This window comes from Streptomyces sp. 7N604 (assembly GCF_052245475.1).
In the GTDB taxonomy this organism is placed as follows: Bacteria; Actinomycetota; Actinomycetes; order Streptomycetales; family Streptomycetaceae; genus Streptomyces.
In genome coordinates, this window is record NZ_JBQQBX010000010.1 from 1 (window position 1) to 21,391 (window position 21,391).

At 71.7% G+C, this 21,391-nt stretch carries 16 protein-coding genes and 1 pseudogene; 7 read left to right on the forward strand and 10 right to left on the reverse strand.

Going from position 1 to position 21,391, the window contains the following annotated elements; translation table 11 throughout:
* Positions 1–242: 242 nt before the first annotated feature.
* From ACTWP8_RS12615 to ACTWP8_RS12640, 6 genes are all read right to left on the reverse strand, one after another.
* Positions 243–1,895, reverse strand: coding sequence for a solute symporter family protein (locus ACTWP8_RS12615; RefSeq protein WP_443322233.1), 1,653 nt, complete (start codon positions 1,893–1,895; stop codon positions 243–245).
* Positions 1,895–2,275, reverse strand: coding sequence for a DUF485 domain-containing protein (locus ACTWP8_RS12620; RefSeq protein ID WP_443322234.1), 381 nt, complete (start codon positions 2,273–2,275; stop codon positions 1,895–1,897). Before ACTWP8_RS12620 ends, ACTWP8_RS12615 begins: the two co-directional genes overlap by 1 nt.
* A 301-nt stretch (positions 2,276–2,576) precedes the next feature.
* Entirely contained in the window at positions 2,577–4,376 is a 1,800-nt protein-coding gene (locus tag ACTWP8_RS12625; RefSeq protein ID WP_443322235.1) for a sodium/solute symporter, read from the reverse strand.
* Entirely contained in the window at positions 4,373–4,735 is a 363-nt protein-coding gene (locus ACTWP8_RS12630) for a hypothetical protein (protein WP_443316415.1), read from the reverse strand. Before ACTWP8_RS12630 ends, ACTWP8_RS12625 begins: the two co-directional genes overlap by 4 nt.
* A gap of 97 nt (positions 4,736–4,832) precedes the next feature.
* A complete protein-coding gene (locus ACTWP8_RS12635) occupies positions 4,833–5,669 on the reverse strand; it encodes a LytR/AlgR family response regulator transcription factor (RefSeq protein ID WP_443322236.1) in 837 nt (278 codons plus the stop codon).
* Between the two features lie 92 nt (positions 5,670–5,761).
* A complete protein-coding gene (locus ACTWP8_RS12640; protein ID WP_443322237.1) occupies positions 5,762–7,006 on the reverse strand; it encodes a histidine kinase in 1,245 nt (414 codons plus the stop codon).
* Positions 7,007–7,141: 135 nt separating this feature from the next.
* Here ACTWP8_RS12640 and ACTWP8_RS12645 point away from each other — a divergent pair, with 135 nt between their 5' ends.
* Entirely contained in the window at positions 7,142–7,504 is a 363-nt protein-coding gene (locus tag ACTWP8_RS12645) for an SH3 domain-containing protein (RefSeq protein WP_443322238.1), read from the forward strand.
* 157 nt (positions 7,505–7,661) lie between these two features.
* Here the strand turns inward: ACTWP8_RS12645 and ACTWP8_RS12650 are convergent, their stop codons facing one another.
* The gene (locus tag ACTWP8_RS12650; RefSeq protein WP_443322239.1) at positions 7,662–8,444 is read right to left on the reverse strand and encodes a hypothetical protein; all 783 of its coding nucleotides are present in this window, start codon (positions 8,442–8,444) and stop codon (positions 7,662–7,664) included.
* Positions 8,445–8,890: 446 nt separating this feature from the next.
* Here ACTWP8_RS12650 and ACTWP8_RS12655 point away from each other — a divergent pair, with 446 nt between their 5' ends.
* From ACTWP8_RS12655 to ACTWP8_RS12675, 5 genes are all read left to right on the forward strand, one after another.
* Positions 8,891–12,376: a nitrate- and nitrite sensing domain-containing protein gene (locus tag ACTWP8_RS12655; protein ID WP_443322240.1), complete on the forward strand. Its 3,486-nt coding sequence runs from the start codon at positions 8,891–8,893 to the stop codon at positions 12,374–12,376.
* A gap of 35 nt (positions 12,377–12,411) precedes the next feature.
* Entirely contained in the window at positions 12,412–12,939 is a 528-nt protein-coding gene (locus ACTWP8_RS12660; RefSeq protein WP_443322241.1) for a roadblock/LC7 domain-containing protein, read from the forward strand.
* The gene (locus ACTWP8_RS12665; protein WP_443316429.1) at positions 12,936–13,352 is read left to right on the forward strand and encodes a DUF742 domain-containing protein; all 417 of its coding nucleotides are present in this window, start codon (positions 12,936–12,938) and stop codon (positions 13,350–13,352) included. The genes ACTWP8_RS12660 and ACTWP8_RS12665 overlap by 4 nt, the downstream gene beginning before the upstream one ends.
* Before the next feature lie 46 nt (positions 13,353–13,398).
* The gene (locus ACTWP8_RS12670; RefSeq protein ID WP_443322393.1) at positions 13,399–14,031 is read left to right on the forward strand and encodes a GTP-binding protein; all 633 of its coding nucleotides are present in this window, start codon (positions 13,399–13,401) and stop codon (positions 14,029–14,031) included.
* 112 nt (positions 14,032–14,143) lie between these two features.
* Positions 14,144–15,394, forward strand: a complete 1,251-nt coding sequence (locus ACTWP8_RS12675) for a styrene monooxygenase/indole monooxygenase family protein (RefSeq protein ID WP_443322242.1) — start codon at positions 14,144–14,146, stop codon at positions 15,392–15,394.
* A gap of 79 nt (positions 15,395–15,473) precedes the next feature.
* Here the strand turns inward: ACTWP8_RS12675 and ACTWP8_RS12680 are convergent, their stop codons facing one another.
* Both ACTWP8_RS12680 and ACTWP8_RS12685 read right to left on the reverse strand, forming a co-directional pair.
* Positions 15,474–16,619: an NlpC/P60 family protein gene (locus tag ACTWP8_RS12680; RefSeq protein ID WP_443322243.1), complete on the reverse strand. Its 1,146-nt coding sequence runs from the start codon at positions 16,617–16,619 to the stop codon at positions 15,474–15,476.
* 208 nt (positions 16,620–16,827) lie between these two features.
* Positions 16,828–17,847: pseudogene (locus ACTWP8_RS12685) on the reverse strand (chitinase); the annotation flags it as partial.
* Between the two features lie 476 nt (positions 17,848–18,323).
* On the opposite strand from ACTWP8_RS12685, the gene ACTWP8_RS12690 reads away from it, so the two are divergent.
* On the forward strand, positions 18,324–20,174 hold the full coding sequence (locus ACTWP8_RS12690) for a hydroxysqualene dehydroxylase (protein WP_443322244.1): 1,851 nt from the start codon (positions 18,324–18,326) through the stop codon (positions 20,172–20,174).
* 97 nt (positions 20,175–20,271) lie between these two features.
* On the opposite strand, the gene ACTWP8_RS12695 is transcribed toward ACTWP8_RS12690, so the two are convergent.
* Positions 20,272–21,357: a PP2C family protein-serine/threonine phosphatase gene (locus tag ACTWP8_RS12695; RefSeq protein ID WP_443322245.1), complete on the reverse strand. Its 1,086-nt coding sequence runs from the start codon at positions 21,355–21,357 to the stop codon at positions 20,272–20,274.
* Between the last annotated feature and the right edge of the window lie 34 nt (positions 21,358–21,391).

Below are 21,391 nucleotides of genomic sequence, written 5' to 3' on the forward strand. Positions count from 1 at the left end.
AAGCCCAGCCGGTCGGCTCCGGCCCGTTGGTATGCCTCCGCGGTGACGTTGGCGGCGGCGGCCAGATCGGCGGGCGGTGCGAACCGACGCTCCTCCTTGAGCAGGTTGGCCAGGCTCTCGTTGCTCATGCGCGTACTCCTTGTGCCGGGTGAGCGGCCGGACAATGGTCGGCAGTCCGCTGTCCGGCCGCCTGCTGATACGAGGGCGTGGTGGCGCCGGTGCGTGCCGGTGCGTGCCGGTGCTCAGTGAGCGCCGACGCCCGTGAGGGACCGCACTTCGAGTTCGGCGTACTTGGCGCCGCCCGCGGCCTCGTCCTTGCTGAGCAGCGAGCCGATCCAGCCGCAGAGGAAGCCGACCGGGATGGAGATCAGGCCCGGGTTCTCCAGCGGGAACCACTGGAAGTCCGCCCCCGGGAACATGGACGTCTCCTTGCCGGAGACGACCGGGGAGAACAGCACCAGCAGCACCGCGGTGGACAGTCCGCCGTAGATCGACCACAGCGCGCCCTGCGTGGTGAAGCGCTTCCAGAACAGGCTGTACAGGATCGTGGGGAGATTGGCGGAGGCGGCCACGGCGAAGGCCAGTGCCACCAGTCCGGCCACGTTGAGCTTGCCCGCGAAGACGCCGAGCACGATGGCGGCGGCGCCGATGCCGACCGCGGCGATCCGGGCGGCGCGCACCTCTTCCTTCTCACTGGCCTGACCCCTCCGGATGACGTTGGCGTACAGGTCGTGCGCGAAGGAGGAGGACGAGGCCAGAGTCAGTCCCGCGACCACGGCGAGGATGGTGGCGAAGGCGACCGCGGAGATCATCGCGAGCAGGATGGCACCGCTGCTGGAGCCCGCTCCGCCGCCGATCTCCTGTGCGAGCAGCGGTGCGGCGGTGTTGCCGGCCGGGTTGGAGGCGATGATGGTCTCCTGTTTGATCAGCGCGGCGGCGCCGAAGCCCAGCGCGATGGTCATCAAGTAGAAGCCGCCGATGATGCCGATGGCCCACAGCACCGATTTCCGCGCCACCTTGGCGGTGGGCACGGTGTAGAAGCGGATCAGGATGTGCGGCAGCCCGGCGGTGCCCAGCACCAGCGCGATACCCAGCGAAATGAAGTCGATCCTGCTGGTGGTGGACACCCCGTACTTCAGCCCCGGCTCCAGGAACGCCGCGCCCTTGCCGCTGTTCTCGGCCGCCGCCCCGAGCAGGGTGGAGATGTTCCAGTGGAACTTGCTCATCACCAGGATCGTGATCAGCAGGGTGCCGCAGATCAGGAGCACGGCCTTGATGATCTGCACCCACGTGGTGCCCTTCATCCCGCCGATGGTCACGTACAGGATCATCACCACGCCGACCAGCACCACGATGAGGTTCTTGCCCGCATCCCCGGTGATGCCCAGGAGCAGCGCCACCAGGGCGCCGGCCCCGACCATCTGCGCCAGCAGGTAGAAGATCGACACCACGATGGTGGAGACGCCCGCGGCGGTACGCACCGGCCGCTGCCGCATCCGGTACGCCAGCACGTCGCCCATGGTGAACCGGCCCGAGTTCCGCAGCGGTTCGGCCACCAGCAGCAGGGCCACCAGCCACGCGACCAGGAACCCGATCGAGTACAGGAATCCGTCGTATCCGGCCAGCGCGATCGCTCCGGCGATACCCAGGAAGGACGCGGCCGACATGTAGTCCCCGGAGATCGCCAGACCGTTCTGGAAACCGGTGAACGACCGCCCGCCTGCGTAGTAGTCGGTGGCGTCCTTGGTTTGCCGCCCTGCCCATACGGTCACAGCCAGCGTCGCCGCCACGAACACCGAGAACAGCGAAATGATCAATGTGCGGTGCTCGCCGGTGCTGCTCTCGGCCGCGAGCTGGAGAACAGCCGTGCCGGTGCTGCTGCCGATGCCAGTCATCACCGTGCCTCCCCCGTGCGCTCATCGGCGAGGGCCGCGGCGAGGCGCCTTTCGGCCTCGGCCCTGATCCGCTCGGCCTGCGGGTCGAGCTTGGCGCCGGCGTGCCGCGCGTACCACCAGGCGATGGCGAAGGTGGTGGCGAACTGGAGCACGCCGAGGACGAACGCCATGTTGATGTGGCCGACGACCTGGGTGCTCATGAAGTCGCCCGCGTAGTTGGACAGCAGGACGTACAGCAGGTACCAGGCGCAGAAGCCGAGCGTCATGGGGAAGGCGAAGGAGCGGTGCGCATGGCGCAGCCGGGCGAAGTCCTCCCCTGCCTGAATGTCCGTGTACGTGGCGGAGGGTGGGGGACTCGCGGTCGGTGCGGGGCGGCTCATCGTGGCCTCCTGGCGGCTCGAGGTTTCCGAGGTTGCCCGGTGGTGCGGGGGAGGAAGAGGGGCCGGATTCGCTCGCCGCCGCACCGCCGGGCGCCGTCACCGTACGAGCGCAGGTGGGGCGGGGGCACGGTGCCGTCACGCGGATTGCCGTGAACGGGCCGCTGGATGCGACGGGTGGTCGGGCCGTGCGGCGAACGGTAGGGCAGCCGCGACGAACGGTCAGTGCCCGGCCGTACAGCCGGTGCCTGGTCATCCATCCGCTGCCTGTTCGTACAGCCGGTCACTGCCAGGTTGTTCAGCGTCAGTGCCCGGTGGTCCGGTTGGGCCGGCGCGGCATGTCGAGTGACTCGGGCAGGTGCAGGCGCAGCAGGGCGTGCGCGGTGCCGGCCGGAACGCTGCGCCGCGTCAGCAGGGACACTCCGGTCATCACCGCGAACGCGAGGGGCACGCTCCAGGCCGCCGGCCGGGTGAGCAGCGCCTCGGCCCAACCGGTGTACGGGATGCCGATCATGGTGGCGGCCACGGTAGCCATGGCGGCGCCACCCCCGGCCAGCAGCCCCGCTGCAGCGCCCTGCGGAGTGAGTCCCCGCCACCAGATGCCCAGGAGCAGCAGCGGGCAGAAGGACGATGCGGCCACGGCGAAGGCCAGTCCGACGACGTCCGCGACCGGCCGCTGGACGACGGCGAGGGAGAGCAGGCAGGGGACGGAGGCCGCGGCCACACCGGCGAGCCGGAGCCGCAGCACAACACCGCGGGCCTCGGACTTGGGCTCGGGCGTGATCTCCGAACGGCGCGGTCCGCGCACCGCCGTGCCCCGCCGCATCCGCTCCAGCTCCTGGCCGAGGACGCCCGCCACGGACATGGTCAGCCCGGAGGCCGTCGAGAGGAACGCCGCGAACGCGCCCGCCGTCAGCAGCGTGCCGAGCAGGGCGCCACCGGGACCGCCCAGCAGCCGGTCGGGAAGCAGCAGCACCGTGGCGTCCGGGCGGCCGGTCATGAGCAGTTCCGGGGTGTAGAGGCGGCCCAGCGCTCCGTACACGGGCGGGAGCAGGTAGAAGGCGACGAGCAGCCACAGCACGGCCCAGGTGGTGCGGCGAGCCGCCTGCCCATCGGGGTTGGTGTAGAAGCGCACGATGACGTGCGGGAGCCCCATGGTGCCGAGCAGCGTCGCGAGAAGCAGCGAGTACGTCCCGTACACCGGGTGTTCGGTGCCCGCCAGCGGCCGGGTCCAGTCCCGCCCGGTGCGCGGTGCCTCGTCCACCGGGTACGGCACGTCGGCCCCGGCGGGGAAGGCGACGCGGGTCTCCTCGCCGATCCGGTGCTCGCCCCGGGCGAGCCGGAAGGGCTCCCCGTCCAGCCGCCGCCCGTCGAGGCGGCCGCGCACCGTCACCTCCACCGGTGCATCGACCCGGACCGTCACCTCCTGGTGCACGGTGACGGTGGTCGCCTCGCGGAACCGCGGCGGGGCGTCGGCGTCCGCCCAGGGGGCACCGTCGGCGCGCCAGGCCAGCAGCAGGAAGATCACGGGGACGGCGAGCGCGGTGAGCTTCAGCCAGTACTGGAAGGCCTGCACGAAGGTGACGCTGCGCATGCCGCCGGAGGCGACCGTCAGCATGACGACGGCGGTGACGACCACGGGTCCGACCCACAGCGGCGCGCCGGTGACGGTGCGCAGGGTCAGACCCGCGCCCTGCAGCTGGGGCAGCAGATACAGCCAGCCGATGCAGACGACCAGCACGGCGGCCAGCCGCCGCACCCGTGTCGACTGCAGCCGGGCCTCGGCGAAGTCCGGCACGGTGTACGCGCCCGAGCGGCGCAGCGGCGCGGCGACGAAGGCGAGCAGCACCAGATACCCGGCGGTGTAGCCCACGCCGTACCAGAGCATGTCCGCGCCGTAGGCCAACACCAGCCCCGCGATGCCCAGATAGGAGGCGGCCGACAGATACTCGCCGCCGATCGCGGAGGCATTGCGCAGCGGCGAAACGGCACGCGAGGCGACGTAGAAGTCGGACGTGGCGCTCCCGGGGCGCAGCCCGTAGACGCTGAACAGGGCCGTGGCGACACAGACGAGGGCGACCGCCACGACGGGCTGGACGGTCACGAGCGCTCCACCAGATCGGCGAAGTCGCACTCGATCTTCCTCGCCTGGCGCTGGTGGACGAACGCGAGCCCGAGGATCACCGGGTGCACGGCCACGCCTATGAGCAGCCAGGACGCCGGGATTCCCAGCAGGGACGCGTCGCGCAGCGCGGAGATGGAGGCGAGCAGAAACGGCAGTACGCCGAGCAGCACCGCCAGTGCGCCGACGACGGCCGCGGCGAGCCGGAACTGGGCGCGCATGAGCGAGCGGAGGTAGATGTCGCCGAGCGGGGTTTGCCGGCCGAGATCGTCGGTGACCGGCGCGCGCACCCCGGGCACCCGCTGGGAGCTGCGGGCGGCAAGGGTGCGCGGATGGGCCACGGTGACCCTCCCGGGGCGGGCCTCCGCGGTACTCGGGCCCTCGGCGGAGGCAGGCGGTACCGGTGGTACGGGTGGTCCGGGTGGTACGCCGGTCATGTCACACCGCCGGAGCCGGCGGTGTGCCCGGCTTCCCGGCCCGCCCGACCAGCACATCCCGGACCTCGCGAGTGTGGCGCCTGCTCACCGGCAGTAGCTGGTCGCCGAGGCGTACGTACGTCCGTCCCGCCTCCAGCCGCAGCTCCTGTACGTGGTGGGCGGCGACGAGGTGACTGCGGTGGATGCGGACGAATCCGGCGTCGCGCCAGCGTTCCTCGAGCGTGGCCAGCGGTATCCGCAGCAGGTGGCTGCCCGACGGCGTGTGCAGCCGCGCGTAGTCGCCATGCGCCTCGACGTACCGCACCTCGCTGCGCTGGACGAACCGGGTCACTCCCGCCAGCTCGACGCTGATGACCTCGTCGCCCTGCCGCTCCGCACCGTAAGACCGCGCCGCACCGTCAGACTGCTCCCCACCGTCAGGCCGCGCCGCATCATCAGAACGTCCCGCCCTGCCCGGCTCGTTCGCGGGCTCGGCGATACGCCGCACCGCCTCCGCGAGGCGCTCCGGGGCCACGGGTTTGAGGACATAGTCCGCGGCCCGCAGGGCGAAGGCCTCCACCGCATGGTCGTCGTGCGCGGTCACGAAGACCACCTGCGGCGGGTGGACGAACCGGGACATCACCCGCGCCAGGGCGAGCCCGTCGAGACCGGGCATCCCGATGTCGAGGAACACGGCGTCCACCGGCTCCCCGGCGGCCAGCGCACGGTCCAGACCGAGCAGCGCCTGCTGCCCGTCGTTCGCCGTCCGCACATCCGCCACCCGCGGATCGCGGCGGAGCAGGTACGCCAGCTCCTCCAGGGCCGGCACCTCGTCGTCCACCGCGAGAACGTGCAGCATGGCGCGCAGATTATCCACGCTCGTCCGGGATGGGAACCCGCTTGCGGCGCTGATTCACGGGCGACGGCGGGAGGCGGCGACGGGCAGCGCCGTTACAGTCCCCCCGGGCCGGTCTGGACCGCCTGGGGGTGGAACTTCGGCACCCGGACGTGCACTTTCGTGCCGGCGCCGGGGGCGGTCTCGATGACGAGTCCGTAGGCGTCCCCGTACACCTGGCGCAGCCGTACGTCCACGTTGCGCAACCCGATTCCCGGTGAGCGCGGTCCGTCGGCCGCGTCTCCCGCATGGTTGTCGAGGGTGCGGGCGAGCTGCTCGGGATCGATTCCGGCGCCGTCGTCCTCGACGGTGATGAGCGCCTCGCTGCCACCGTCCTTGGCCGTGATGACCAGGTGCCCCGGCCCCGTCTTGCGCTCCAGGCCGTGCCGTACGGCGTTCTCCACCAGCGGCTGCAGGCACAGGAACGGAACCACCACGGAGAGCACCTCGGGGGCCACGCGCAGCGAGACCTCCAGCCGGTCGCCGAAGCGTGCGCGCTCCAGCAGCAGATAGCGGTCGGTGCACCGCAGCTCCTCGGCGAGCGAGGTGAAGTCGCCGTGCCGGCGGAAGGAGTAGCGGGTGAACTCGGCGAACTCCACGATGAGCTCCCGGGCGCGCTCGGGATCGGTACGCACGAAGGAGGCGACCGTGGAGAGGGAGTTGTAGATGAAGTGCGGCGAGATCTGTGCCCGCAGCGCCCGCAGCTCCGCCTCGGCGGCGACCTCGCGCGACCGGTCCAGCTCGGCGAGCTCGAGCTGCGCCGACACCCAGCGCGCGACCTCGGCGGCGGCCCGGACCAGGCCGGGGGAGACCTGGGCCCCGTACACCGCGAGCGTGCCCTCCACCCGCCCGGCCACGACCAGCGGCACCACCACGCCCTGCCGCAGCGGGCAGTCGGGAGCGGCACGGGCCGTCTCGCGGGCGCCGATGACCTGGGTACGTCCGCTGCGCAGCGTCTGCCGGGCATGGCCGGGCACGGCGGCGGTGTGCTCACACCCGGGCTCCGGTGCGAGCCCGTCCCAGGCCAGCACCTCACCCGACGCGTCCGTCAGCGCGAGCGCGGGCACCCCGAGCAGCGTGCGCAGATGCCGCCCCGACCGCCGGGCACTCTCCTCGTTGAGCCCTGATCGCAGCGGCGGCGCGGCCAGCGAGGCGGTGTGCAGGGTCGCGTAGGCCGCCCGCTCCTGGGGAGTCCCGTACTGCCGGTTGCGCCCCACGCGCACGGCGGCGTACGCGGCTGCGCACACCGCCAGCACCGCGGCGAGGAGCAGGGCTGCTGCCCCGGCGGAAATCCCCGACATGCCCGGACAGTACCTCGAGCGGGACAGCCCTGAGATGTCTCAGGTACCGGAGATGTGAGGGCGCTGGTTGCCTGATGAACACCGCGAGGTGCCCGCAGCAAGGGCGGGCACCCGAGATGACCATGGGGGAACACCATGCGTACTCGTAACCGCATCGCCGGTGGGCTGCTCGCCGTCGCCGCTGCCGGAATGACCGCCGCCGCAGCGCCGACCGCCGTCGCCGCCGCACCCGCCCGCGCCCAGGCCACGGACGTCGTCGCGTACGACACCGCGGGCGTGCTGAAGCAGCCGGACTTCAGCGACCCGACGATGCTCAGCGAGGTCCGTCCCGGCTACAGCTACCCGGGCCTGTGCTACACCGAGGGCGAGACGGTGACCGACAACGGCGTCACCAACAACGTCTGGATCCGTATCGCCCTCAACGCGGGCGGCTCCGGCTACGTGCCCGCGCTCTACTTCAAGGGCGACGCGCACGCGGGCGTGCCCAACCACTGCTGAGCGCTGACGCTGAGCCGATAGCGCCTGGCGAGTGGACACCCGTCCGTACCGTCGTCGTGCGCGCCGACGACCCCTGCGCGGTGCTGCACAATCCCGGTACCTATCCGCCCTGCCGGTGCCCCCGCCACCGGCAGGCGCACAAGTGAGGGGCCACGAGTCAGAGTTCGGCGAAAAGGGCCGCCTTGTCGTCGCGGGGCTTGCCGCGGCGGAAGGCCGTGCGGCCGGGGTCCGCCGCCTCGGCCGCCCTGACCCGCTCGACCAGGGACTGCGTGCCCTCCTTGCGGAGGAGGGCGAGGCAGTCCGCCCAGTCGCCCTCATGGAAGACCTCAACCCACCGCGCGGCGCCGTCCGTCAGCGCAGCCAGGGCGCGTACGGCCGTACGTGGGGTGGTGCCGGTGACCGCGCGCTGCGCGGCGTCCGGGTCGGCGGCCGCGGTGAAGAAACCGCCTTCGACGTTGCGCAGCGGCGCGACGAGGTGGCCTGCGGCGCGGAGTTGATCGATGCGGTCGTCGAGGATCGCGGTGACCCGGCCGTCCGTGCCTTCCATGAGCAGCACGGAGTCGGAGAGGACCAGATGCTCCACGACCGCGTCGTCGCCCGCGTCGTCCCAGCGCGCCGCGACGACGGTTGCCTGGGGCGTGAGGACGTGAGAAAGGTCACAGGTCATCTGATGGGCGTCCGCGGTGCGGCGGATGGACTCGGCGAGGCAGTTTGCCAGGGGCATATCCCGCCGCGAACCGGACAGTTCAAGCATCGTGCCGCCGAGCCGCGCGGTGAACCACGGCACTCCGTGGACGCATCCCGTGTCGCCCTCGGGCGGCGTCACGCCGTCGAGGAGGACGAGCGCGCCGCCACGCCCCGACGCTGGTAGAGCCACCGAAACGTAGTCCTCGTTGGGGCGTTGGGGGTCGCCGGGCTCGGTGGTGAGATCGATGCGCATGCGGTCAGTCTGCCGGACGGCCCGGTGACCTCCCCGTGACCTCCCGGTGTTCTCCGGGTGGTCGCGGGTGGTCTCGCTCGTACGGGCCGTGACCTGCGAACGAGCCTGCCGGCCGGTGTCCCGGCTGTCGGGAATTTCCCCGGATTCGCCGAGTCCGGTCAGCTGTGGGCGCGCATCCTTCCAGGCCCCCGGGAGGTTTTCCAACCGGCCTGCGGGGGAACACGTTGGCGCCCCAGAATCAAGAGTTGTTTGCCAACTCCGGAGTGATGTTCACTCGTTCAGGTGGCCAGGCGAGCGAGGGGCGCCCTGCCCAGACCGGTACTGGAATGGTCTGTTTCGTACCGAAGGGTGGGGGTGGGTGCTCGTCGGCGCTCCGCGACGCGGCTGGCACGAGTGAAGCGTTGTCACCTCGGCCATGGCAGACGAGAAACGGATTGTGAGCACCGGTGCGGAACTTGCGGCCTCGGGGCATCAAGCGTAGGTCGGCGAAGCCTGCGGGCGGCGCCTCGGACGGCTCGGCACCACCGACGCCTCCGCCTCCGCAGCGGACCGCGCTGGTACGCAACCGGCTCGTGGTGGCGGTGGCCGTCGTGGCCGTCGCCGTACTCTCCGCCGCGGCGCCGGGTGTCGCCGCGGCATCGGCCGACCTGGCGGAGTCCCAGCGGCTCGTCTCGCTGTCCGAGGTGAACGGGCAGGCGGTCGTCCTGGCCCACTCGCTGGCCGACGAGCGCGACACGATGACCGAGTTCGTCGCCGCAGGACGTGACCCGGCCTCCGGCGCCAAGAGCGTGTCCGAGAGCCGCCGCACCCGCGTCGACCGGAAGATCTCCGAAATCCGCGGCGACGCACCGGCCGAGCTGCGCCGGGTACTCGCCGGGCTGCCGAAGGTCCGTCAGGAGGCGCTGTCCGGGCGGGGCAACGCCATGGACACCTTCGAGGCGTACACGGAAGCGGTCCAGGCGCTGCACGCCGTCTCCGCCGACCTGGCGCGGCTCATTCCACCGCGCGCCTCCGACGGCCCCGCCGAGTCGCTGCCCGCGCTCGGCCGCGCCGTCGAGCAGGGCTCTGCCACGCGCGGGCTGCTCCTTGGCGCGTTCTCCGGCCGCAGCAGCCGGTCGCAGCTCTCCGCGGTGGCGCAGCGCACGCACGTACAGGAGCAGGCGGCCCTCGCCGACTTCGAGCAGACCGCCCCCGAGGCGGCCACCGACCGCTACGCGAACACCGTCAACGGCACCGAGGCGGGTACCGCGGAGCGCTACCTCACCCGGCTCACCGACCAGCCGCAGCTCTCGGCCCAGGAAGTCGCGCTCAACAAGGACCGTGTCGAGACGGCGCTGTCCGGCCGCCTCGACCGTATGCGGGCCGTCGAGTCGGCCCTCACCACGGCCGAGACCGACCGTCTCGCCGCGCTTCGTGACGACGATGTCACCGCGCTTGAGCTGCGGATCGCGCTGTCGGTGGTCTGCCTGCTGCTCGCCGTCGGCATCTGCATCTCGGCCGCCCGTTCCATGACCCGGCCGCTGGCCGTGCTGCGGCTCGGGGCGCGGCGGGTCGCCGACGATCCGGCCGCGGAGGAGCCGGTCCGCTTCACCGGGCGGAACGACGAGTTCGCGGACGTCGTACGGGCCGTCAACGAGCTCCACCAGACGGCCGTACGGCTCCACGCGCGCGCGGAGCAGCTCGGCGACGACCGGACCCGGCTCATCGGGGAGCGGACCCGGCTCGCCGAGGAGCGCGACGAACTGCAGCGCAAGCAGGAGGAGATCGCCGATCGCCTCGCGGGCGTCCAGGACCGGGTGCACGGCAGCTACATCAGCCTCGCGCTGCGCACCCTCGGGCTCGTCGAGCGGCAGCTCAGTGTCATCGAGGGGCTCGAGGACCGCGAGCAGGAACCGGAGCGCCTCGACACGCTCTTCAAGCTCGACCACCTCGCGACGCGGATGCGGCGTTACAGCGAGAACCTGCTCGTCCTCGCGGGCGCAGAACACGGCGGCTGGCACGGCGGCGGGCACGGGGGCGGTGGCGCGCACGGCGGGGCGCCGGTGCCGCTGCTGGACGTGATGCGCGCCGCGGTCAGCGAGATCGAGCGCTACGAGCGCGTGGAGATCCACTCGCTTCCGGCACACGCGCAGGTCGCGGGCTTCGCGGCGGACGCGATGAGCCACCTGGTCGCGGAACTGCTGGAGAACGCCACGGCGTTCTCGCCGCCGGACGCGAACGTCGAGCTGTCCGGGTGGCTGCTGCAGAGTGGCGAGATCATGCTCTCCGTCCAGGACGAGGGCATCGGCATGACGTCGGAGCGGCTGGAGGAGCTGAACTCCCGCCTGGCGGAGACGGACCCGGACCTCGCGTCGGGGGACGAGGACGACGGCGCGCTGGGGCTCGGGCTGTACGTGGTGGCGCGGTTGGCTGCGCGGCACGGCGTGCGGGTGCAGCTGCGCGCGCAGAAGTCGGGCGGCGTCGCGGCCGTCGCGGTCCTCCCGAAGTCGATCCTGCCGACCCGACCGGCCCCGGCGGGAGCGGGCGGACCCGGCGCAACGACGGCTGCGCCCGGCAAGCCGGCGGTGAACTTCCCGGGCTCGGTGGCGGAGGCCAACTCCAACGCGCTCCCGACTCGCACCCCGGCCCTGCGGGGCCCGCAGCCGCTGACGGACGGCACCCCGGCCGATGGCGCCTCACCTGAGGCCGCCCCCATGGACGCCGCCCCGGAGGCGGACCCGCTGGTGGCCGCGGCGGAACGGGCCATTGCGGCGGAGGAGGCGACGGAGGAGGCGACGGAGGGCGAGCCGCCCGCCGCGGCCGAGCCGACGAACGCTGCGCTTGCGGACGAGACGATCGCAGCGGCCGCGCCGGACGGGCCGGACGCAACGGCGACCTTCCCGCTGCCGTCGCCGCCGGACGAGGCGGTTGCCGAGCCGGTTGCCGAGCCGCAAGCGGTGCTGCCGGAGCGGTCGGTGGCCCGTGCGGAGGCCGATGGCGAGTACGCAGACGCCGTTGAGTCCGCTGCCTCGGACGAGATCGCGGCCGCGCCGCCCGGGACGCCCGGGGACGAACCCGGCTCAGTGCCGGACGTCGAGCAACTCGCCCCGGGCGACGCCCCGTTGGCGCCGAGTGCGGACGTTCTCGGTGCCCCGGCTGGGGAGCCGTTCCCCGCCGCACCGGAGGAGCAGGCCGCTCCGGCTGCCGAGCCGCAAGCGGTGCTGCCGGAGCAGCCGGTTGCCCCCGCCGACGCGGACGGCGCGTCCGCAGGCGCGGATGCGCTCGGGGCCTCGGACGAGACCGCGGCCTCGCCGCTCGGGGCGGCCGGGGAGTCGTTCCCCGCCGTGCCGGAGCAGGGTGGGCCCGCCGCGTTGCGGCCCGAGGCGCCCGTCGCGCCCGCTGCTGGTGGGCCGTATGCCATGGGGCCCGACGAGCACGCTCACGCGGAGGACGAGGCCAACGCCATAGGCGCCACCGCCACAGGCGCCATAGGCGTCGATCAGGCGACGCAGGATCTGCGGCAGCCGCCCGCTGCCGATTACCCCGACGGTCCCACCGTCCACGGGACCGGAGCCACCGCGCTGCCTGAAGCCACGCCAGCCGCCGCCGACGCCGCGCAGCCCGCGCAGGACGACGCCGCTCCCCGGTGGGATCGGGTCACCGACAAGGGGCTGCCCAAGCGGACGCCGAAGAACCTCGCACCCACCGCGCCCGCGAGCGAGCGGACCGCGCCCGTCAACGCCGAGGAGCTGCGCCGCAGGCTCGGCCGATTCCAGCAGGGAGCCCGCGACGGCCGCCGTGACGCCGAAATGGAATTCGCCGGGCGGGAAGACACCGCGCAGCAGCCGCAGGAGAACGCCGCAGAAGAATCCGCACAATCCGCAGAACGTAGCGGAGAACACCAGACGGGGGCGCTGGACGAGACTGGCACAGTCGAGGAGGCACGCGGTTGAACGCGTTTACCAAGCCCGGCCCTGACCCCCACAGCATGACCGCCCCGGCGTACGGACTGAGCACCGAGGCCCGCAACCTGGCCTGGCTGCTGAGCAACCTGGTCGACGAGGTGCCGGGCGTCCGCTCCGTCGCCGTCGTGTCCTCCGACGGGCTCCTGCTGCTCTCCTCGGACGCCGAGGCGGTCCGTACGAGAGCCGGTTCGGGCCACGGTAACCCCCCGGAACAGCCCCAAGTCGCCCCGGTCGGCGGCCCCGGGGACGACGGCCCCAAGGGCTCGTCCGCCGACCTGGCCACCATCGTCTCCGGGCTCGCCGCCCTCACCACCGGTGCCGCCAAGCTCATGTCCGCGGGCGTGGTCAAGCAGACCATGGTGGCCATGGACGGAGGCAGCCTCTTCGTCATGTCCATCAGCGACGGCTCGCTCCTGGGTGTGCACGCCACCCCGGACTGCGACATGAACGTCGTCGCCTACCACATGGCCCTGTTCGTCGGCCGGGCCGGCCACGTCCTCACCCCCGAACTCCGCAGTGAACTCCGCAAGTCCATGGAGAGGCACCAGTGAGCTCCTCGCCCCAGCTGCCGCAGCGCGTCACGGACCGCGACGCGCTGAACAAGAAACCGGCGCGCGTACGCCCGTACTCGCTCACCGGTGGCCGTACCCGCTTCGGGCACGTCCTCCTCGTCGAGACGTTCGTCGCGGCGCTCGACGGCCCGGACGAGCGGCGCGAGCTGACCTCCGGGGCGTGGGCGGAACGTGTGATGCCGGAGATGCGGGCGATCGTCGAACTGTGCCGCCGCATACGCACGGTCGCGGAGATATCCGCGCTGCTGAACATGCCGCTGGGCGTCGTCCGCGTGCTGCTCAGCGACTTGGCCGACCAGGGAAAGATCCGCGTCTACGGTACCGGCCACGGCGCCGGCCGCCCCGAACGCGCGCTGCTCGAAAGGGTGCTGGGTGGACTTCGCAGGCTCTGACACGGTCACCAAGGACGCCGGGACGGGGCCCGGGGCCGGGGGCCGTATTGGTAACAAGGACATCGCCGAGGACGAGGTTGCCGACGAAGCGGAACACGGCGGCCTGCAGACCTGGCAGACGGACCGTACGCGCGCACCGATAGCCACGAAGATCGTCGTCGCGGGCGGCTTCGGCGTCGGCAAGACGACCTTCGTCGGCTCGGTCTCGGAGATCACGCCCCTCACCACCGAGGCGCTGATGACCCAGGCCGCCGAGGACGTCGACGACAACGCGGCGACCCCGGAGAAGACCACGACGACGGTCGCCATGGACTTCGGCCGGATCACGCTCGATTCGGACCTCGTCCTCTATCTCTTCGGCACGCCCGGCCAGCAGCGCTTCTGGTTCATGTGGGACGACCTGGTGCGCGGCGCGATCGGGGCGGTCGTCATGGCCGACACGCGGCGGCTGCCGGACTGCTTCCCCGCCCTCGACTACTTCGAGAGCTGCGGGCTGCCGTACGTCGTGGCGGTCAACCACTTCGAGGGGACACCGGAGTACGCGGCCGAGGACGTGCGCGACGCCCTGTCCGTACCGCCGCGGGTGCCCGTCGTCATCATGGACGCGCGGAAGCGGATCACGGTGGTCGAGTCGCTGCTGGCCCTCGTCGGCCACGCCCTTGACCTGACACCTGAGTGACGTAGCCTCAGGCCCGGCCCCGCCCAGCCGCGCCGTGCCGCCTCCCGTCACCCTTCCCCGGCGCCCCCCGGGGGGCCCGCCCCACGCACCGACCGAGAGAGAAGACCCAGTCATGCGGAAGATACTCGTCGTGGGAGCCGGCCAGTCCGGTCTCCAGATCGCCCTCGGCCTGCAGTCGCACGGCTACGAGGTCACCCTGATGTCGAACCGCACGGCCGACGAGATACGAGCCGGGCGGGTCATGTCCACCCAGTGCATGTTCCACACCGCCCTCCAGCACGAGCGCGATCTGGAGATCAACTTCTGGGAGAGCCAGGCGCCGAACATCGAGGGCCTCGGCGTCTCCGTCGCGGGCCCCGAGTCCCAGAGGGTCATCGACTGGGTCGGGAAGCTGGACGGCTACGCCCAGTCCGTCGACCAGCGGGTGAAGATGGCGGGCTGGATGGAGACCTTCGCGCAGCGCGGCGGGCAGCTCGTCATCCACGGCGCGGCAGTCTCCGACCTGGACTTCTTCGCCCGGAAGTACGACCTGGTGCTGGTCTCGGCGGGCAAGGGCGAGCTGGTGTCGATGTTCGGCCGGGACGCGTCCCGTTCGCCGTACGACGCCCCGCAGCGCGCACTCGCCGTCTCCTATGTGCACGGGCTCGGGCCGCGCCCCGAGCACCCCGACTACGACGCGGTCCGCTGCAACCTCGTGCCCGGGGTCGGCGAGCTCTTCGTCATGCCGACGCTGACCACGTCCGGCCGGGCCGACATCCTCTTCTTCGAGGGCATCCCCGGCGGCCCGCTGGACGCCTTCCAGGGCGTCAAGGACCCGAACGAGCACCTCGCGCTGACCCTGGAACTGATGGAGAAGTTCACGCCCTGGGAGTACGCGCGCGCCACGAAGGTGGAGCTGACGGACGAGAACGGGACGCTGGCCGGGCGTTACGCGCCGACGGTCCGCAACCCGATCGGGCGGCTGCCGGGCGGCGGGCTCGTGCTGGGCGTGGCGGACGTGGTCGTCGCCAACGACCCGATCACGGGCCAGGGCTCGAACTCCGCGTCCAAGTGCGCGGCGTCCTACCTCGCCTCGATCCTCGAGCGCGGGGACGAGCCGTTCGACGAGGCGTGGATGCAGGCCGCGTTCGACCGGTACTGGAAGACGGCCCAGTACGTCACGAAGTGGACGAACGCGATGCTGGGGCCGCCGCCGGAGCATGTGCTGAACCTCATCGGCGCGGCGGGCCAGCTCCAGCCGGTCGCAGACCGCTTCGCCAACGGCTTCAACGACCCTGAGGACTTCGAGCACTTCTTCTACGAGCCCGAGAAGGCGCAAGGCTACCTCGGGGAGGTGGCGGGGGCCGCCCAGTCCGGCGCCTGACACCGACCCTGCCCGGCGCTTCGCACCGGGTCCTACCCGCCCGCCCTTTCCAGGGCGGGCGGGTGGCGGCTTGCGCGGCTCAGGCCGGGGCCGTGAGGGCGAAGCCCGTGTCGCTGCCCGCCGTGGCGCCCCGCGGCAGTTCCGGCCGCGCGTACCGCTCCAGCGGCTTCGCGTCGTCGTCCGGGCGAACCACCCCCAGCAGCGGGTTCGCCGCGACCGGCGAAACCTTCACCACCGCGCCGGGCCGAGGCGCCTGCACCACGTACCCGTTGCCGATGTAGAGCGCGACATGGGTAGCGCCCCGGTAGTACACCACCAGGTCCCCCGGCCGCAGCTCCCGCACCGGCACCCGCCGCAGCCTCTTCCACTGCAGCTGGCTCGTCCGTGGAATCCGCCGCCCGGCATGCGCCCACGCCTGCGAGGTCAGTCCCGAGCAGTCGAAGGCCTTCGGCCCCTCCGCCCCCCACTCGTACGGCTTGCCGAGCTGCGCGAAGGCGTACTCGATCGCCCGCGCGCCGGCCCGCGACGGCCGGCGCGTGTCGCGTACGCCTCGCAGCCCGGCGGAGTTCATGAACGCCCGCTGTGCCGTGGCGACCAGGGACCGCTCCAGCCGCCCGACCTTCTCCAGCTCCTCCGGGGAGAGCGACGAGAGCGCGCGCTCCACCGCGTCGAGCTGCCGCTCCACCTTCTCGCGCTGCCGCAGCCGCTTCTTCGCGAGCGTCTGCTGCTTGTCGAGCGCCGTACGGGCCCGGGTCGCCAGGCCGTCGAGCCGCCGCTCGTTCCCGGCCAGCCGGATGACGGTGGCGTTCCGCTCCTCCGCCGCCCGCTGGATCATGTGGCCCTGGTCGAGCGCCCCGCGCAGACTGCGGCTCATCAGCAGCCACAGATACGCCGACACGGTGCCGGCGGAGTTCTGGTACTGCTCCCGGGCCAGCCGCCCCGCGTCGTCGCGTCCGTCGGCCAGCCGCACCCGCGCCTGCGCCAGCTGCCCGCCGAGCCGCCGGACCCGCTTCTGCTGGCGCCCCAGCTGCTCTTCGGTGGCGTTGTAGGCCTCACTGGCCTCCTCCGCACGCCGGTACAGCGTCTGAAGCTCTGTCAGCAGCTGGCGCACCGACCGGTCGGCGGGGACCGCGACGACGGCGGGGGAGGGTGGCACGGCCACCGCGAGCGCGGTGCCCGCGGCCACCGCCGCCGTCCGGACCGACCGTACGAACCGTCCTGACACCGAGTCACCTCCGTTGATCGGGGTACGCGCGAATGTGCTCGCCCTCGCGCGCGTGACGATCTTCGGAGCTCGTCGTATTGTCGGCAAACCGTGCTGGGCGGAACCGACCAAAGAACTCACTCGTCGGGTGCCGGGCCGCCGGGACCCCGGCGATTCTGCCGGGCTCCGGCGCCCGTACGTGCTACGGCCGACGTACTTTTTTCAGGCCCTACGGCCGCCGCCCGTAGTACGCGTCGAAGTTCTTCGAGAACTCCCGGTTGTTGAAGTTGTCCCAGTTGATCGACCACGTCATCAGGCCGCGCAGCGCGGGCCAGGTGCCGTGTGTTGCGTAGCTGCCGCAGTTCGTCTTCTTGGTCAGGCAGTCCAGCGCCTTGTTGACCTCGGCGGGCGGGGTGTGTCCGTTGCCCGCGTTGCCGGAGGCCGGGAGGCCGATGGCGACCTGGGAGGGTGCGAGGGGCGGGAAGGTGTTGTTCTGGTTGCCCGCGACGGGGAAGCCGCTGAGCAGCATGTCGGTCATGGCGATGTGGAAGTCCGCATGGCCCATGGTGTGGTACTGGTCGTCGAGACCCATGATCGGGCCGGAGTTGTAGTCCTGCACGTGCAGGAGGGTGAGGTCGTCGCGCAGAGCGTGGATGACCGGGAGGTACGCCCCGGCGCGCGCGTCCTGCCCGCCGGACCCCGGCCCGTAGAACTGGTACCCGAGCTGGACGAAGAACGTCTCCGGGGCCATGGTCAGGGTGAACCCGGACCCGTACTTCGCCTTGAGCGACTTCAGCGCGGAGATCAGGTTGACCACGACCGGGGTCTTGGGGTTCTTGAAGTCCGTGTCGCCGGCGTCGAGCGAGAGGGAGTGGCCCTCGAAGTCGATGTCGAGGCCGTCGAGCCCGTACCGGTCGATGATCGCGCTGACGGACTCGACGAACTTGTCGCGGGCGGCGGCCGTGGTCAGCTGCACCTGGCCGTTCTGGCCGCCGATGGAGATCAGCACCTTCTTGCCGGCGGCCTGCTTGGCGGCGATGGCGGCCTTGAACTCGTCCTCGGACTCGACGTTCGGGCACTCGCTCTGCGGGCAGAGGCTGAAGCGTATGTCGCCGGAGGTGGAGGAGGTGGGCTCGCCGAAGGCGAGGTCGATGATGTCCCAGCTGTCGGGGACGTCGGCCATGCGGGTGTAGCCGGAGCCGTTGGCGAAGCCGGCGTGCAGATAGCCGACGAGGGCGTGCTCGGGGAGTTCGGCGGCTTGGGTGCGGGCGCCCGTACGGGCTTCCGTACGGGCTCCGTTGCCGGATCCGGTGCCGGCATCGGTGCCGGATCCGGGTCCGGCCATGGCCATGGGGGTGAGGACGCCGATCGCGGCTGTCGCGGTGAGGGCGGCGGTGAGGAATCTCTTACGGAGACGCATGGTGGGGGCTGCTCCTTGTCGAGGCGGTGCGCCGTTGGGTCGACGGCAGGTCGCATGGAAGCAGGACTAGACCAATGCGTCAATGGCCTGGACCAATCGCCTCGCCGGCGGAGGCCGCTCCGCGCCGGGGTTTCCCACCCACTCGCCCTTTTAGGGCGAGTGGGTGGGATGAGTCCGCGCCGTAGGCGCAAGTTGTCAGGGTGCTGTGCGGCGGGGGGTTGGCGGTCGCAGGTGTTTCCTGTCTCCTTGGCCTGGCGAGTATTTGACGGACAGTCAGGGGCGCCCTGACTGGGGAGGGCGGACCCATGAAACGCAGCAGGACAAGACGCCGGTTCCTGTCCGACGTCGGTGTCACCGGCGGTGCCGTCGCACTCGGCGCGGCCGCAACCCCGGCCGCGGCCGCAACCCCATCCGCGGCCGCCGCCGCGCCCCGGCGCCCCGCCGGCGCCACCCGCGCCAGGCGCGTCGCCGTGCTCGGCGGCGGCGTGTCCGGGCTCAGCGCCGCCCAGGAACTCGCCGAGCGCGGCTACGCCGTCACCGTCTACGAGTACCTCACCGCGCTCGGCGGCAAAGCCCGCAGCATGGACGTCCCCGGCACCGGCGCCGCCGGCGGCGCCGGCAGCGGCGGCCGCAAACCGCTCCCGGGCGAGCACGGCTTCCGCTTCTTCCCCGGCTTCTACCGGAATCTGCCGGACACCCTGCGCCGCATCCCGTTCCCCGGTAACCCGGGCGGCGTCCGCGACAACCTGCGCAACGGCACGGAAACGCTCTTCGCCCGCGAAGCCGGCCGCCCCGACCTGCACTTCCCGCTGCGCCGCGTCACCACCCCGCCCCGCCCCGGCGACCTCACCCCCGAATGGATCCGCGACCAGCTGCTCTCCGTCCTCGACCTGGTCACCGGGCTGCCCGCGCACGAGGCCGCGTACTTCACCAACCGCGTTCTCGTCCACCTCACCAGCTGCGACGCGCGCCGTGACGACCAGTGGGAGAAGGTGCCCTGGTGGGACTTCATCCGGGCCGGTGACTTCAGCGAGGAGTACCAGCGATTCTTCGGCATCGGACAGACCCGCAACCTCGTCGCCACCCGGGCCGAGGAGGCCTCCACCCGCACCGTGGGCCGCGTCATCATCGAGGCTCTGCTGCTGTGGGGGATGCTCGGCCGCGGCCAGGACGGCGACGCGGACATCGACCGGGTCCTCAACGCGCCGACCAGCGAGGCGTGGATCGACCCGTGGGTGGCCCATCTGCGGTCGCTCGGCGTCGAGTTCGTCCTCGGCACCGAGGTGCGCGAGGTGCTGTACGGGGACGGGCGGATCACCGGCGTACGGGTCGGCGCACCGGACGGCACCGACGCCCGAACCGTCACCGCTGACCACTACGTCTCCGCCATGCCCGTCGAGCACGCGCGCCTGACCTGGGGCGCCCCGTTACGGGCCGCCGACCCGCAGTTGGCGCGGTGCGACGCGCTGCGCACCGACTGGATGGTGGGCGTGCAGTTCTATCTGCGCAAGCGGACCCCGCTCGTCCACGGGCACGTCAACTGCCTGGACTCGCCCTGGTCGGTCACCGCGATCGGCCAGGCCCAGTTCTGGGACGTCCGCGACTTCCCGGCCGACTACGGCGACGGACGGGCCGTGGACTGCCTGTCCACGATCATCTCCGAGTGGGACAAGCCCGGGATCCTGTACGGCAAGATGGCCAGGGAGTGCACCCGCGAGGAGGTCGTGGCCGAGCTCTGGGCCCAGCTCAAGGATGCCGTGGGCACCGGCGGGGAGGCCGTACTGAAGGACGAGGACCGGCTCGGCTGGTTCATGGACCCGGCCGTCACCGGCCTCGGCGGCCCGGACCCCCGCAACCGGGAACAACTCCTCATCCACCCCACCGGCACCTTCTACAACCGGCCGACGGCGAAGACCGCCGTGCCGAACTTCTTCCTGGCCGGGGACTACGTGAAGACGGACGTGGACCTGGCCACCATGGAAGGGGCCAACGAGTCGGCACGACTGGCGGTCAACGCGCTCCTCGACGCGGACGCCTCGGACGCCGAGCGCTGCCGGATCTGGCCGCTGTACCAGCCGCCGGAGATGGAGCCCCTGAAGCGGGTCGATGAGATCCGGTACCGGTTGGGGTTGCCGAACACGTTCGACCTGGGCTGACCCGCCGTGGACGCGGCGCCCCTGTAGCGGGTCGATGAGGTTCGGTACCGGTTGGGGTTGCCGAACACGTTCGACCTGGGCTGACCCGCCGTGGACGTCAGCTGCGCCGACGTGTTTCGTTGGCCTCTTCGCCGAGCCGTTCGACCAGGATCATCGCCGCGTCGTCCGCCAGGCGGCCCTGGGTGTGGCGGACCAATCCCTGGTGCAGTTGTTCCAGAAACTTCGGTGGGCTGAAGGTGTGCAGCGCCTTCATCGCCTCCGGCAGTGCGAAGAACTCGTGGTCGGGATTGCGGGCCTCGATCACGCCGTCGGTGTGCAGCAGCAGACGGTCACCGGGTGCGAACGGATAGCTCTCAGTCTTGGGGAGAACACCGGAGGAGAGACCTTCCAGACCGAGAGGTGGCAGTGGGGAGGCGGGCAGCAGTTCCTGTACCTCGCCGTGGCGAAGGACCAGCGGCGGCGGATGGCCGCGGTTGACCACTTGGACGACGTGCCGGTCCGGCACTTGCGCCACCAGCGCGGTGACGAAGTCCTCCACTTGATCTCCCTCCTCAGCCTGATCGACACCTTCCACCACCGCGGACTCCCGTCGCAGCGCGGCCGTGCAGTGGTTCATGACCTCCGCCAGGTCGTCCTCGTAGTGCGCGGCTTCCCGGAACGCGCCCAGCACGGCTGCGGCCGAGCGCACCGCAGGCAACCCCTTGCCCCGGACATCCCCCACGATCATCCGGACGCCGTACCGGGTCTGCACGGCCTCGTACAGATCACCGCCGATTTGCGCACCCGCCTCAGCCGCGAGGTACATGCTGGCCGTTCGGACCGGGCCCAGCCGGGCGGGTACGGGCCGCAGCAGGACGTCCTGGGCCGCCATGGCGATGCGGCGGATCTGGTCGAGCTCGCTCTGCCTGCGCGTCTGCACGGCCCTGCTCAACGTGAAACTGGCCACGGACACCACGAGGACAGCCAGGAAGTTGGTGTAGACCTGCTGGGTACCCCACGCCTGGTTGTAGGTCGCCGTGGTCACGCTGATGGCCAGCGCGAAAGCCGCTGCCGCGAGTGTGCCCGTGGGGCCCATCGTCACCGCGGCCAGCGCCGGCGTCGCTGTGAGGAGGGGGCCCGTGTAGATGAAGTGCATGGGCGAGAGCTCGATGCCCACCACGAGCAGTGCGATCGCGAAGGGCACGAACTGACCGACCCTGAAGAGGGCCCGGCTGTGA